At 72.8% G+C, this 13,008-nt stretch carries 12 protein-coding genes and 1 tRNA gene; 7 read left to right on the forward strand and 6 right to left on the reverse strand.

Annotated features, from left to right (window positions below):
• The 3 genes from QWJ41_RS11040 to QWJ41_RS11050 form a co-directional block, all read right to left on the reverse strand.
• Positions 1 to 1,521, reverse strand: a complete 1,521-nt coding sequence (locus tag QWJ41_RS11040) for an alpha/beta hydrolase family protein (RefSeq protein WP_302708180.1) — start codon at positions 1,519 to 1,521, stop codon at positions 1 to 3.
• 72 nt (positions 1,522 to 1,593) lie between these two features.
• Positions 1,594 to 2,622, reverse strand: a complete 1,029-nt coding sequence (locus QWJ41_RS11045; protein ID WP_302708182.1) for a sodium:calcium antiporter — start codon at positions 2,620 to 2,622, stop codon at positions 1,594 to 1,596.
• 109 nt (positions 2,623 to 2,731) lie between these two features.
• Complete coding sequence (locus QWJ41_RS11050; RefSeq protein WP_302708183.1) at positions 2,732 to 3,118, reverse strand: hypothetical protein; 387 nt, start codon at positions 3,116 to 3,118, stop codon at positions 2,732 to 2,734.
• Between the two features lie 219 nt (positions 3,119 to 3,337).
• Between QWJ41_RS11050 and QWJ41_RS11055 the strand changes: the two genes are divergently transcribed.
• The 3 genes from QWJ41_RS11055 to QWJ41_RS11065 all read left to right on the forward strand — a co-directional run bounded on the left by QWJ41_RS11055 (position 3,338) and on the right by QWJ41_RS11065 (position 7,406).
• The gene (locus tag QWJ41_RS11055; RefSeq protein ID WP_302708185.1) at positions 3,338 to 4,507 is read left to right on the forward strand and encodes a helix-turn-helix domain-containing protein; all 1,170 of its coding nucleotides are present in this window, start codon (positions 3,338 to 3,340) and stop codon (positions 4,505 to 4,507) included.
• Between the two features lie 211 nt (positions 4,508 to 4,718).
• Positions 4,719 to 6,257, forward strand: coding sequence for a hypothetical protein (locus QWJ41_RS11060; protein WP_302708186.1), 1,539 nt, complete (start codon positions 4,719 to 4,721; stop codon positions 6,255 to 6,257).
• A gap of 186 nt (positions 6,258 to 6,443) precedes the next feature.
• On the forward strand, positions 6,444 to 7,406 hold the full coding sequence (locus tag QWJ41_RS11065; protein WP_302708188.1) for a sterol desaturase family protein: 963 nt from the start codon (positions 6,444 to 6,446) through the stop codon (positions 7,404 to 7,406).
• A gap of 33 nt (positions 7,407 to 7,439) precedes the next feature.
• Here QWJ41_RS11065 and QWJ41_RS11070 read toward each other — a convergent pair.
• Positions 7,440 to 7,525, reverse strand: a tRNA-Leu gene (locus QWJ41_RS11070).
• Between the two features lie 148 nt (positions 7,526 to 7,673).
• On the opposite strand from QWJ41_RS11070, the gene QWJ41_RS11075 reads away from it, so the two are divergent.
• A complete protein-coding gene (locus QWJ41_RS11075) occupies positions 7,674 to 9,026 on the forward strand; it encodes a M20/M25/M40 family metallo-hydrolase (RefSeq protein ID WP_302708190.1) in 1,353 nt (450 codons plus the stop codon).
• Between the two features lie 36 nt (positions 9,027 to 9,062).
• On the opposite strand, the gene QWJ41_RS11080 is transcribed toward QWJ41_RS11075, so the two are convergent.
• The gene (locus QWJ41_RS11080) at positions 9,063 to 9,887 is read right to left on the reverse strand and encodes an undecaprenyl-diphosphate phosphatase (protein ID WP_302708192.1); all 825 of its coding nucleotides are present in this window, start codon (positions 9,885 to 9,887) and stop codon (positions 9,063 to 9,065) included.
• Positions 9,888 to 9,960: 73 nt separating this feature from the next.
• Here QWJ41_RS11080 and QWJ41_RS11085 point away from each other — a divergent pair, with 73 nt between their 5' ends.
• Positions 9,961 to 10,908 carry an aldo/keto reductase gene (locus QWJ41_RS11085; RefSeq protein ID WP_302708194.1) on the forward strand — a complete coding sequence of 316 codons (948 nt, stop codon included), beginning with the start codon at positions 9,961 to 9,963 and terminating at the stop codon, positions 10,906 to 10,908.
• 66 nt (positions 10,909 to 10,974) lie between these two features.
• A complete protein-coding gene (locus QWJ41_RS11090) occupies positions 10,975 to 11,193 on the forward strand; it encodes a DUF5703 family protein (RefSeq protein ID WP_302708196.1) in 219 nt (72 codons plus the stop codon).
• 27 nt (positions 11,194 to 11,220) lie between these two features.
• Here QWJ41_RS11090 and QWJ41_RS11095 read toward each other — a convergent pair whose 3' ends face one another.
• A complete protein-coding gene (locus tag QWJ41_RS11095; RefSeq protein WP_302708198.1) occupies positions 11,221 to 12,201 on the reverse strand; it encodes a magnesium and cobalt transport protein CorA in 981 nt (326 codons plus the stop codon).
• A 54-nt stretch (positions 12,202 to 12,255) separates the two neighbouring features.
• On the opposite strand from QWJ41_RS11095, the gene QWJ41_RS11100 reads away from it, so the two are divergent.
• Complete coding sequence (locus tag QWJ41_RS11100; protein ID WP_302708200.1) at positions 12,256 to 13,005, forward strand: histidine phosphatase family protein; 750 nt, start codon at positions 12,256 to 12,258, stop codon at positions 13,003 to 13,005.
• Positions 13,006 to 13,008 lie beyond the last annotated feature (3 nt).

Raw genomic sequence — 13,008 nt, forward strand, 5'->3', positions numbered from 1 at the left:
TCAGCAGCCCACGTCGGTGACGTCGCCGTCGCGCAGGATCCGGCGAGCGGCGTCGAGGCGGTAGGACGAGCAGTAGTAGAAGCTCAGGTGCTCGTCGCGACGCAGCCGCACCGGTGACCAGGTGCCGCCGCCCGTGGGCTCGAGGTAGTCGACGCGCTGGCGCAGCAGCGCCCGCGGTCCGCCGCGGCGCTTGAGGTAGCGGTCGAGCCAGCGCTGCACCGTGACGCTGGTCAAGGCCTGGCCCCAGCGGCTGGCCGGCAGCACCAGCGGGATGTCGGTGTACTCCAGGTGGGTGGAGGCGCGGGGGACCAGCATCATCGAGTCGACCCCGGCAGCGTCCCAGGCGTCCCACCCGGTCGCCCTCTCACGCCGGGGGTCGGGACCGTCCGGGCTGGGTTGGGGCGAGATCGAGCTGCCGCCGGAGAGCACCCACGGCGAGACGGCGAAGCCGTACTCCGACTGCACACCCAGGGCGGGCACGACCGGGGTCACCGCGTCGTCGCCCGAGGTGGAGCCGAGCTTGTCGAGCGCCACCACGGTGGCCACCCGCTCGTCGACGGCCTGCACCTGGGAGACGGCGGCGGCGCCCAGGGAGTGGCCGATGACCGCGATCCGGTGGCGCCTGCCCGGCGTCACCGGGCGCTTGACGCGGCGCCGGTCGAGGAGGCGGTGGAACGGGTTGGCGGCGTCGACGGTGGCCCCGGTGCTGCCCGGGTTGGCCCACGGCCGGGCCGGCGTCGCGAGCAGGAAGGACAGGGCGTCGCGGGTGCCGACCTCGAAGTTGGCCTGCTGCTGGAACGGCACCCCCGGGCAGCCGGTCATCTCGTCGGCCACCTCGGCGGGCAGGGGCTCGGCGGTCGGGTCGCAGAACGGGAACGCGGAGCCGTCGGGGTGCGGGAAGGTCTCGCTGCCGCCCTGGCCCTGAACGTCGTAGGTCAGCACGACGTAGCCGCGCTCGGCCAGGTCCTGGGCCAGCCACTCGTACATGCCCTCCGAGCCCTGCACCGAGCCCGGGGTGATCACCACGCCGGGGAACGGCCCGCGCAGCCGTCGGCCGGTGTAGGGGTCGCGGGCGCGCTCGGCGGGCGCCCACACGGTGCCGCGCAGCAGCGCGCCGTACCGGTTGGTGAAGGCCACCCGCTGCGAGCGGCCCCGGGTGCCCGACCACGAGGCACGCAGCGGGTTGCCGACGTCCCAGCCGGGCACCAGGTTGCCGGCGGTCACGGCCGGACGGGTCGGCTCGGCGACCTGGGTCAGCAGCTGGGCCACCGACACCGCGGAGCTCTGCGCGACCAGCGCCGGCAGGTAGGCGGGGTTGCGCAGCTGACCGCCCTCGCCGTGGATGCGCCCGTAGGCGGCGGCGACGTTCTCGGTGTCGCGCTGCACGTACGCCGCCGAGCCGGGCTCCGGGCCCGGCTCGCGCTCCGCGGAGGCCACCGCCCCCGGCGTGGTGCCGCCGAGCAGCAGGGCCGGCACCGCCAGCAGCGCGATCGACGTGGTCAGGCGGCGGGGCAGGGGCACCGTGGGTCCTCCGTGGTGGTGAGCGGCTCAGGTCGTCGCCCGCTCAACGAGCCACGGCGCCCGGCGACACGCTCAGGCGCTGGTGACCACGACCGTGACGCCCAGCGCGTAGAGCACGATCATCGCGACGCTCTCGAAGCCGATGCGCCCGAGCCCGCGCTCCTCGCGCCGGATCAGGCCCATCAGCAGCACGGCCGTCATCAGCGCGCCCAGGGCGGTCCAGAAGACCACCGTGCTCGACACGGCGTGGTAGATCGAGCCCTCGCCGTAGGCGACGTCGGAGAAGGCCGCGAAGAGGGTGTCGAAGGCGTTGCCGCCGATGATCCCCGACACCGCCAGGGTCAGGGCGCCGTTGCGCACGGCCGCGACCGTGGTGACCAGCTCGGGCAGCGAGGTGACCACCGCGGTGAAGAGCGTGCCGACCAGCGCGGCGCCCAGCATCGTCTCGGCCACGATGACCGAGGCGCTCTTCTCCAGCACGTAGCCGGCGCTGCCGATGGTGGCCGCGAGCAGCAGGAAGGCGACGACCTGCGCGACCAGCGACTCGCGCTGGTTGGCCTCCTCCGGCTCGTCCACCCGGGTCTCGTGGGTGCGCGCGGGGGTCCACATGGGCTGGGCCTGGGTCTGGCGCACCAGCCGCAGGCCGTAGACGTAGGAGGCGAGGAGCAGCGGGGTGACGACGTGGACGTGGCCGACGGTCCACTGCGGCATCGCGAAGGCGATCAGCAGCCACGACATCTGCGACATCAGCAGCGCGCCCTGGATCATGTTGCCGATCGAGGCGGCCGCGTGCTCGAGGTTGGCGCGCCGGTAGGCGATGTCGGCGACCGCCAGGAAGAGGGTCTGCACCGCGATCCCGCCGACGGCGTTCGACATCGCCAGCTCGGCCTTGCCCGAGACCGCGGCCGAGACCGAGAGCACGCTGCCGCTGAGCGAGGTCGTCAGGCCCATCAGCACCGCGCCGGCGACGGCCTCCCCGAGGCCGGTGCGGTCGGCGATCCGGTCGACCAGCCCGGCCAGTCGCACGCCGGCGACGCCGATGATCGCTGCGCAGATCGCGAAGACGAGCCAGGCCACGTCGAGCGGCATCGCGTCGAGCACAGGGACCTCCCGGGACGGCGGCGGTCGGTGGATCGGTGTGGCCCGACCGTACCGACCGCCTCCGGCGCACGAGACCACCCCACCAGCGCGGCCGTGGGGCGGGCCGTCCTCAGGGCAGGTGGACGGTGCCGCCCCCGTCGCGGGTGCGGGCCAGCAGGTCGCGACGCGACAGCGACCAGTGCCCGCAGTCGCACCACGCCGGCAGCTCGTCGCCCACCAGGCGGCCGGCCTCGAGGAGGTCGGTGAAGAGGTGCCCCGGCCCGCCACCGTCGTGCGCGGTGTCGACGAAGTCCTTCGAGCCGTGGGCGTGGGGTCCGGTGGCGGCCCGGTAGACCAGCCCGGCCGGGGTGTCGTAGACCGCGGCGAGGTGGTGGGCGTGGCGGCACTGGACGTTGAGCACCCGGTGGTCGGTGGTCCGGGTCAGGACGTTCGTCAGGTCGGCCATCGCCTGCTCGGCGACCGCCCGGCTGTCGGCAGGTTCGGCATGTGGGCTCATCCGTCCACGGTGCTCGTGACCGCAGCAGCCGCCCAGGGACCATCGGCCCGAAATGGAGAAAAGCCACAGAACCGGGCCTTCCAGTGTCCACGAACGCCGCGCCTGCCTGATGCCCCGGTCCTGACACGTATGGAGTGTCGCAACGTGTGCCGGAGGAAGCCGACGGTTGACGGGGCCGTTCCCCGGCGTCGGAGGCCCGCGCCGCCTACGCTCCTGGACGTGTCCCGGTCAGCTGCAGACGTCGTGCCCCTCGCGACGTTGATGCGCCCCCACCTCGAAGCGGTGTGGGCCGACCGCGACCAGGTGGTCTCCCGGGTGGCCCGTCAGGTCGTCCAGCTGCCGACCTACGCAGCGTCCCCGTCGAGCGAGGTCTGGATCGGGATGACCCGGATCCTCGAACGGGTGGTGGACGGGGATCCCTTCGCCACGCCCACGGATGCGGACCAACAGGCGGCGATGGCCACCGGGATCCAGGGCGGTCGGGCCGGGATCGCCGTGGACGACCTCGTGGCCGCGGTCCTGCTCGGGGCACGCGAGGTCGAGGAGGAGATCCTGCGCCGCGCGGCGGCCGCGGAGGTCGCGGAGGCGGTGCGGTCGGAGGCCTCGCGTCGGGCCCGGCGCTGGGCCGAGCAGGTGGTCGTGTGGGCGGTGCAGGGGCTGACCTCCACTGCCGGCGCGGAAACCGCTGACGCGCGGCACCGCCGCCTGCTCGATGCCATGCAGCGTGAGGACGCGGACGTGGCGCTGGCCGACCTGGTGAGCGACGCCGGCCTCGACCCCGGAGGACGGCACGTCGTGGTCTGCGCGGTGCCCGACGGCAGCCCTGGCTCCGACGTGGCTGCCACTGCGCTGCGCTTCGCGCACCGTGGCCGGGCCGCCTGGGCCGAGGAGCCCACGGCGGGCGAGACCCTGGGAGTCCTCACCGAGTCCCCGGACCGGGTGCCCGGGCTGGTGGTCGCGCTGGCCGGCGCAGCGCGCAGTCAGGACCTCCCGGTAGCGCTGCGTGAGGCCCGTCGGGTGAATCGGGCAGCAGCAGCACAGGTCGGCGCCGGTCTGCACACGGCCGAGTCGTTGGGGCTGCTGCTGGCGCTGCACGAGGACGCCGCCCTGCGCGAGCGGCTGTGGAGACGGTGGGTCCACCCGCTCCTGGAGGAGCCGCGACACGACCTGGTGGAGACTCTGCGCGCCTGGCAGCAGCACCATGGACGCACGGACGAGGTGGCCCGTCAGCTGGGGGTGCACACGAACACCGTGCGGAACAGGCTGGGCCGGGTCGACACCCTTCTGGGCCCTGGCTGGCGGGACCCGCAGGGACAGGCCGAGGTCTGGGCGGCCCTGCGGATCGGGCCGGGCGACTCCATGGAGGCCGTTGTGGCCGGCCACACCTGACGGGGTCCCTCGTTGGGGGTCTCCCCACCCGTGTGGTCCAGGACGCGGCGTTGACTCCTACGTGATGCCTCCCACCCGCCGTGCCTCCGCGTCCACGCGCCCTCCGGGGCTCCTCATGGGCCTGACTCTCAGCTTGTCTTCGAGTCTGCTTCTAGCAGCCTCCGTCGGGGTCCCGGCGGCAGCCGACCCCGTGCCGGGGATGCCGCCGGGTGTGCCGACGCTGCCCGGCATCATCGACGTCAGCGACCCCCGCGACGTCGAGCTCGCTGACATCGTCGCCGCGATCCCGGGGCTGGTGGAGGGGCTCGCCGCCAACCGCACCGACATGCTGCGCTGCCCCGAGCTCGCGGGGGGAACCGTCGGCTTCCCCGAGTTCGAGGGCCAGCCCGGACGGGACGAGGACGAGGGCAACCCGTTGACCGCCGGCGACCCGGGTCAGGGGCCGCGCTCCCTGCCCGAGCGCGTGGTGTTCCGGAGCCCGGACGAGACCTTCAACCGGCGCTACGAGTTCGCGGTGCGTCGCGGCGACGTCTACTACAAGTCGCGTAGCGAGGTGACGGGCATCCGCGAGCCGTGGGCACGGCTGGCGGTGCCCGACTGCTTCGCCGGGAAGGTCGTCGGAGTCTCCGTCGACGACGACGAGCTGGTGGCCGTGGACGAGGACCGCTGGGTCTACGTGATGGACGGCGCACTGCGTCAACCGACGCATTTCTCCTGGTCGATGCGCTACGGCCGTCCCTTCTGGCTGGGCGCCGGACGCACGCTGCCGGCAAACCAGGACTGGGAATGGTCGGTGCTCTCGATCCTCGAGGACGGCACCTGGGTCGACCCGGCCGGGAACGACCACAAGGTCGGTGACAACAAGGTCTCGCACATCTGGATGCTCAGCGGCCGTGGGCAGCGCCTGACCTACATGGACCCGTGGCTGCCGCCCGACGAGAGCTACGAGGCGTGCGGACCCGAGCGAGGGCGGTTCCGGTCCCAGGCGCTGTCTGCCAGCGGGTCGACCCTCTTCGTCGTGGGGCCACACGGTGACCTGTTCACCCGCCTGTACGACTTCGACATCGCGGGCGCCGACCCGCTGTTCTTCGACTACTCCTACGAGGACCAGAGCGACGTGCCCGAGCCACGCATCCAGCTGCCCTCGCCTGCCTGGGTCGAGCAGCCCAAGATCCCGGGCCGGATCACTGACCGGATCTCGATCCACAAGGTCGGGACCCGCTCCGTGCACCGTGAGCTCCGGGTCGAGGGGCTCCGAGGCCGGTCCACCGGCTACTGGCACAAGGACGTCCAGGCAGCGCGGTGGCGCTTCACCCCCACCGGTGCCGCCCTCGACGGGGACCTGTTGCGCAACCCGGCACGCGACACCTCCCGACGCCGACTCGGGCGCGGCGAGGATCGTCGCTACACCGCGGGCGTCGACGGCGCACGGCTCGTCCTGGACGACTTCAACGTCTACTGCACCCCCTCGCTCCTGCAGGTGCGGCTCGACAACGGCGAACGCTTCTCGTTGACCCTGCACAGCGTCGACAACATCCGCCAGTCCGAACGGGCGCGTGGACTCGACGACGTCCCCCGAATGGTGCGCGGCACCCTCGAGGTGCCGCCGTCGCTGCGGCGCCACGCCTCGCCGGCCGTGCGCTCCTTCCTGGATCGCATCGGGCCCGACCAGTTCACCGAGGCCCCGATGGACGTGACGCGGGAGGAGATGCAGTTCCGCGACCAGGGCTGGGTGCTGCGCCATGGCTGAGCGCCCGCACGCCCGCCTCCGCAGCGCGGCAGCCCCGGGACTGCAACGCGGCGATCGGGGTGATCGCGGACCGCGCAGTGCGACGACCGGCCGGGTGACTGGTCGCCCTGACCTGTGGGGAGACGCCGCCAGCACCGTGCTGACCTCTTGCTGCACCACTGAGACCGCCTGCGAAGGAGCACCGACATGCTGGAGACGTTGAGCGCGGTCTGGTCCACGATCCCCGCACCACTGCAGGACCCGGTCGCCCTGGCGGCCCCGTTCTTCTTGCTGGTCATCGGCCTCGAGGCCCTGGCCGCGGTCCTGCTGGAGGACGAGCGGCCGGCGGGGGAGCGGCGAACGCCGGGCGGGCGGGTGGTCCCTCGACGAGGTGGCTACGAACGCCGCGACGCGCTGACCAGCATCACGATGGGCGTCGTGTCGGCGGGCACGATGGCGGCCTGGAAGGGGCTCGGTCTGCTCGGCTACGCGGTGCTCTTCGCCTACGTGGCGCCCTGGCAGCTGCCGGTCGACGCGTGGTGGACCTGGGCGTTGGCGCTGCTCGGGGTCGACTTCCTCTTCTACTGGGCGCACCGCATCGCTCACCGGGTGCGGTTGGTGTGGGCGACCCACCAGGCCCACCACTCCAGCGAGTACTTCAACTTCTCCACGGCGCTGCGCCAGAAGTGGAACAACTCCCACGAGCTCGTGCTCTGGGCCCCGCTCCCGCTGCTGGGCGTCCCGCCGGCCCTGGTCTTCTTCGGGTTCTCGGTCAGCCTGGTCTACCAGTTCTTCGTGCACACCGAGCGGGTCGACCGCTTGTGGCGGCCCGTCGAGCTGGTCTTCAACACGCCGTCGCACCACCGCGTCCACCACGGCAGCGATCCGGAGTACCTGGACCGCAACTACGGCGGGATCCTCATCGTCTGGGACCGGTTCTTCGGCTCGTTCCAGCCCGAGCGGCACCGCCCGACGTACGGGTTGACGGTGCCGGTGGGGACCTACCACCTGCTGCGGCTGCAGACCCACGAGTACGCCGCCATCGCGCGCGACGTGCGGGCGGCCGGGACGTGGCGCGAGCGGATCGGCTACGTGCTGGGTCCGCCGGGATGGCGACCGGCCGTGGTCGCGGCCAGGCCGGAGATCGCTGCGGCCACGACTCCGAAATGAAGAAAAGGCCCCGTGGAGCCGGGGCCTTTCCAGTGTCCGAGGGGGGACTTGAACCCCCACGCCCTAATACGGGCACTAGCACCTCAAGCTAGCGCGTCTGCCTATTCCGCCACCCGGACGAGTGCGGTGGAACAGTAACAAAGCAGGGGCCGAAACCTCGCATCGGGCCCTGCCCACCAGCGTACGCCGCAGCAGCGGCGGGCCGCACCCCTCGCGCCCCACCCGTCACGGGGTGGACAGCCACCGTGGCGGTGCCATGCTGGTGCCATGTCGACCCCCGCCGAGGACCCCCAGCAGGAGCGCAGCCCAGGAGCCGACGCACCGCGCGGCTACGACCCCGCCGCCGAGGTCGTGGAGATCTGTCGCGACCTGATCCGGATGGACACCTCCAACTACGGCGACCAGGAGGGACCGGGGGAGCGCAAGGCCGCCGAGCACGTGGCCGCGCTGCTCGACGAGGTGGGGATCTCCTCGCAGCTCTTCGAGTCCGAGCCGGGCCGCACCAGCGTCGTGGCGCGCTGGGGCGGGTCCGAGGGCGACGCGCTGCTGCTGCACGGCCACCTCGACGTCGTGCCGGCCGCGGCCGAGGACTGGCAGGTGCACCCCTTCTCCGGCGAGATCCAGGACGGCTACGTCTGGGGACGCGGCGCGGTCGACATGAAGGACTTCGACGCGATGCTGCTCAGCGTGGTGCGGGCCCGGCAGCGGGCGGGCAACGTCCCGACGCGGCCGATCGTGCTGTGCTTCACCGCCGACGAGGAGGCCGGCGGCCACAAGGGTGCCGAGGTCCTGGTGCGCGACCACCCCGAGCTGTTCGAGGGCGTCACCGAGGCCGTCGGCGAGGTCGGCGGCTTCTCGGTCACCGTGCGCGGGCGCCGGATGTACCTGGTCGAGGCCGCCGAGAAGGGCATGGCCTGGATGCGGCTGACCGCCCGCGGACGCGCCGGGCACGGCTCGATGCTCAACACCGACAACGCCGTCTCGCGGCTCACCGCCGCCGTGGCGCGCATCGGCGCCCACGACTGGCCGGTGCGGCTGACCCCGACCATGGAGGTCCTGCTGGCCAGCGTCGGCGACCTGGCCGGCGTGCAGGCCACGCCCGAGAACGCGCCGGAGCTGATCGAGGAGTTCGGCGGCGCGGCCCGGATGCTGGGCGCGGTCATCTCCAACACCACCAACCCCACGATGCTGCAGGCCGGCTACAAAGTGAACGTGATCCCCACCGAGGCCACCGCCCACGTCGACGGCCGCTTCCTGCCCGGCTTCGAGGACGAGTTCTTCGCGACCCTGGCCGAGCTGGTCGGCGAGGGCGTCGAGATCGAGCACCTCTCCCACCAGCAGCCCTGGGAGACGCCGTACGACGGCGACCTGGTGCGCGCCATGCACCGCTCGATCCTCAGCGAGGACCCCGACGGCATCGTGGCGCCGTACCTGATGAGCGGCGGCACCGACGCCAAGCACTTCCGCAAGCTCGGGATGCGCAGCTACGGCTTCGCCCCGCTGCGGCTGCCGGCCGACCTCGACTTCACCGCCCTCTTCCACGGGGTCGACGAGCGGGTGCCGGTCGACGCGCTGGAGTTCGGTGCGCGGGTCTTCGACAAGTTCCTCGACGACGTCTGACGCGTCTGACGGGTCGGGTGGCCCGGGTGGCCCGGGTCAGGCGGTGAGCACCCCGGTGCCCAGGAGCACCAGCACCGTGCCGCCGAGCAGGACGCGGTAGACCACGAACGGCGTGTAGGAGTTGGTGCTGACGTAGCGCAGCAGCCACGCGATCGCGGCGTACCCGACGATGAACGAGACGATCGTGCCCACCAGCGTGGGGCCCCAGCCGTAGGCGTTGTCGCCGCCGGGGATCTCGGAGAGCTGGAAGAGCCCGGCGCCCACGACCGCGGGGATGGCCAGCAGGAAGGCGAACCGGGTCGCGGCGGCGCGCTCGAAGCCCAGGAAGCGCCCCATCGAGATGGTCGCCCCCGAGCGGGAGACGCCCGGCACGAGCGCGGCCGCCTGGGCCAGGCCCATCAGCAGCGCGTCGCGCAGCCCCATCTTCTTGATCGCCCGGTCGTTGCGGCCGAACTTGTCGGCGATCCCGAGCACCAGGCCGAGCACGATCAGCGTGCTGCCGATGATCCACAGGCTGCGGAAGTCCTGCTCGATGACGTCCTTGAGGGCGATGCCCAGCACCACGATCGGCAGCGAGCCGATGATGATGTACCAGCCCAGCCGGGCGTCGACGTGGCCGCGCCACTCGGGCTGCACCAGCGAGCGCACCCAGGTCGAGCCGATGCGCCAGATGTCGTGGCGGAAGTAGATGAGCACCGCCAGCTCGGTGCCGATCTGCACCACCGCGGTGAACGCCGCGCCCGGGTCGCCCCAGCCGAAGAGCTCGGGGAAGATCCGCAGGTGGGCGCTGCTGGAGATCGGGAGGAACTCGGTGAGCCCTTGGATGAGGCCCAGCACGACAGCCTTGAGGAGGTCCAGCACGCGGGTCAGCCTAGGAGACGTCCTCGGGCGAGCCGACGCCGACTCACGCGGGCGGCGCCGCTAGGTTGTCGCCATGCAGCAACGCTCACTGGGCGCGACCGGGCTCCGCGTCTCCCGCCTCGGCCTGGGGACGATGACATGGGGCCGTGACACCGACGAGCACGAGGCGCGCGACCAGCTGGTCTCGTTCGTCGAGGCCGGCGGCACGCTCGTCGACACGGCCGCGGCGTACGCCGACGGGCACTCCGAGGAGCTGCTCGGCTCGTTGCTCGGCGACGTCGTCGACCGCGACGACGTCGTGCTGGCCACCAAGGCCGGCCTGGGGCTGCGCAAGGGCAAGCTGCGCGTCGACACCTCGCGCGGGCGGCTGCTGAGCACCCTCGACGCCTCGCTGCGCCGCCTGGGCGTCGACCACGTCGACCTGTGGCAGGTGCACACCTGGCACGACGGCGTGCCGCTGGAAGAGACGCTGTCGGCGCTCGACCTGGCCGTGAGCAGCGGCCGCGCGTCGTACGTCGGGATCTCCAACTACGCCGGCTGGCAGACCGCGCAGGCCGCCACCTGGCAGCGCGCCGTGCCCGGGCGCACCGTGCTCGCCTCCACCCAGGTGGAGTACTCGCTGCTCAACCGCGGCATCGAGCACGAGGTGCTGCCCGCCGCCGAGGCCAACGGGCTGGGCGTGCTCGCGTGGTCGCCGCTGGGCCGTGGCGTGCTGACCGGCAAGTACCGCACCGGCACCCCGGCCGACTCGCGCGCTGCGACCTCGCAGTTCTCCTCCTTCGTGGGCGCCTACCTCGAGGACCGCTCGGCCGGCATCGTCGAGGCGGTGTGCCGCGCCGCCGAGGGCCTCGACCTCAGCCCCCTGCAGGTGGCCCTGGCCTGGGTCCGCGACCGGCCCGGCGTCACCGCCCCGGTCGTCGGCGCGCGCACCGCCGCCCAGCTGGCCAGCGCCCTGGCCACCGAGGACGTCGTGCTGCCCGGCGAGATCACCGCAGCCCTCGACGACGTCTCGGCCGACTGAGCACCCGTCCTTGAGCCGGTCCGGAAGACTGTCTGCCGCACCACCCGACCGTCTCGAGGAGGCACCATGAGCCGCACCCCGTTGCGCCCCGTGCGCCGCGGAGTGGAGTGGGAGTTCGACCGCGTGTCGTTCTCCCGCGAGTTCAGCCGCAACGTCGTGACCAAGCTGCTGGTCGAGCGCGCCGAGCACGGCGGCTGGGAGCTCGACCGCGTGCAGATCACCGCCGACGGCACCCGGCGCGTGGTCCTGCGCCGCAAGATCATCCGCGCGGTGCGCACCGCCTGACCCGCACCCGCGGGCCACGGTGCGGGCTCACCACCAGCCGGAGCGCCGGAACTGCCACCAGAGCAGCCCGGAGGCCGCGACCATGAGCAGCAGCGCGAACGGGTAGCCCAGAGCCCACCCCAGCTCGGGCATGTGCTCGAAGTTCATGCCGTAGACCCCGGCGATCAGGGTCGGCACGACGACCAGCGCGGCGCCGGCGGAGATCTTGCGCATGTCGTCGTTCTGCTGCAGCTGGATCCGCGCGACGTGCACGTCGAAGGCGGTGGAGAGCAGTGCGTCGAGGGTGTCGACGACCTCGGCGGTGCGGTTGAGGTGGTCGAGGACGTCGCGGAAGAACGGCCCGGACTCGGGATCCACTCCGCGCACCATGCCCTCGCTGAAGCGGTGCAGCGGCTCACGCAGCGGCTGCACCGCACGGCGCACCTCAGCGATCTCGCGCTTGAGCGTGTAGATGCGCACCGAGTCGTTGGTGCGGGCCGGCGAGAGCACCGACTCCTCGACCTCGTCGACGTCGACCTGCAGCTCGTCGACCACCGCCACGTAGGCGTCGACCACGCGGTCGCACACGGCGTAGACGACCGAGGACGGTCCGTGGGTCAGCACCTGCTCGCTGGACTCGAGGAAGGAACGGGCCGGGCTGAGCTCCAGGCCGTGGCCGTGGCGCACGGTGACCACGAAGTCGGAGCCGACGAACAGGTTGACCTCGCCGGTCTCGACGGCGTCCTCCTCGTCGACGTACCAGAGGGTCTTGAGCACCAGGAAGAGCCCGTGCTCGTAGCGCTCGAGCTTGGGGCGCTGGTGGGCCTTGACGGCGTCCTCGACCGCCAGCGGGTGCAGGTCGAAGGCCTCGGCGACGGCGCTGAGCTCCTCGGGCCCGGGCTCGTGCAGGCCCACCCAGACGAAGCCGCCGCGCTCGCGGGCGCGGGCTCGCAGCGACGCGTAGTCGCCGTCCTCGCAGTCCACCGGGGTCCGGACGCCGTCGTGGTAGACGGCCGCGTCGACGATCACGGGGCCACGCTAGTGGCCCCGAGCGGCTCGCGGGTGCCCGGCTACAGTCCGGGCATGGCCACGATGGTGCTGATCCGGCACGGACGCACGACCGCCAACGCCACCGGCGTCCTCGCCGGGCGCACCCCCGGCGTCGAGCTCGACGAGACCGGTCGCGCCCAGGCGCAGCGCGCGGGGGAGCGGCTCGCGGGAGTGCCGCTGGCCGCCGTGGTGACCAGCCCGATGCTGCGCTGCTGCCAGACCGCCGAGGCGGTGCTCGCCCAGCAGCCCGCGCCGCCGGTGCTCGAGACCGACGACGGCGTCACCGAGTGCGACTACGGCGACTGGCAGGGCGGCGCCCTCAAGGACCTGGCCGGTGAGCCCCTGTGGCGCACCGTGCAGACCCAGCCCTCGGCCGTCACCTTCCCCGGCGGGGAGTCGATGGCCGGCATGCAGGCCCGCGCCGTGGCCGCGGTACGCCGCCTCGACGCGCGGGTCGAGGCCGAGCACGGCCCGGGCGCGGTGTGGGCCGTGGTCAGCCACGGCGACATCATCAAGTCGGTGCTCGCCGACGCCCTGGGCCTGCACCTCGACCTCTTCCAGCGCATCGGCGTCGACCCGGCCTCGATCTCGATGGTGCGCTACACCGAGCAGCGGCCCTACGTGCTGGCCAGCAACACCCACGCCGGCGACCTGGCCTGGCTGGCACCCAAGCCCGACACCGACGCGGCCGAGGGCGCGGCGGTGGGCGGCGGCGCCGGTCCCGACGAGCCCGTCCCTGCACGACCGGGTGGGTCGCCCGGCTCCGCGGCGCCCCTAGGCTGAGTG

Origin of the sequence: Nocardioides cremeus, from assembly GCF_030518195.1 — a bacterium.
Classification (GTDB): Bacteria; Actinomycetota; Actinomycetes; order Propionibacteriales; family Nocardioidaceae; genus Nocardioides; species Nocardioides cremeus.

Bases quoted from the DNA above. Each gene is read 5' to 3' on its own strand.
- QWJ41_RS11050 (WP_302708183.1), bottom strand. From the start codon at position 3,118: ATGAGCCCACATGCCGAACCTGCCGACAGCCGGGCGGTCGCCGAGCAG.
- QWJ41_RS11065 (WP_302708188.1), top strand. From the start codon at position 6,444: ATGCTGGAGACGTTGAGCGCGGTCTGGTCCACGATCCCCGCACCACTG.
- QWJ41_RS11075 (WP_302708190.1), top strand. From the start codon at position 7,674: ATGTCGACCCCCGCCGAGGACCCCCAGCAGGAGCGCAGCCCAGGAGCC.
- QWJ41_RS11085 (WP_302708194.1), top strand. From the start codon at position 9,961: ATGCAGCAACGCTCACTGGGCGCGACCGGGCTCCGCGTCTCCCGCCTC.
- QWJ41_RS11090 (WP_302708196.1), top strand. From the start codon at position 10,975: ATGAGCCGCACCCCGTTGCGCCCCGTGCGCCGCGGAGTGGAGTGGGAG.
- QWJ41_RS11100 (WP_302708200.1), top strand. From the start codon at position 12,256: ATGGCCACGATGGTGCTGATCCGGCACGGACGCACGACCGCCAACGCC.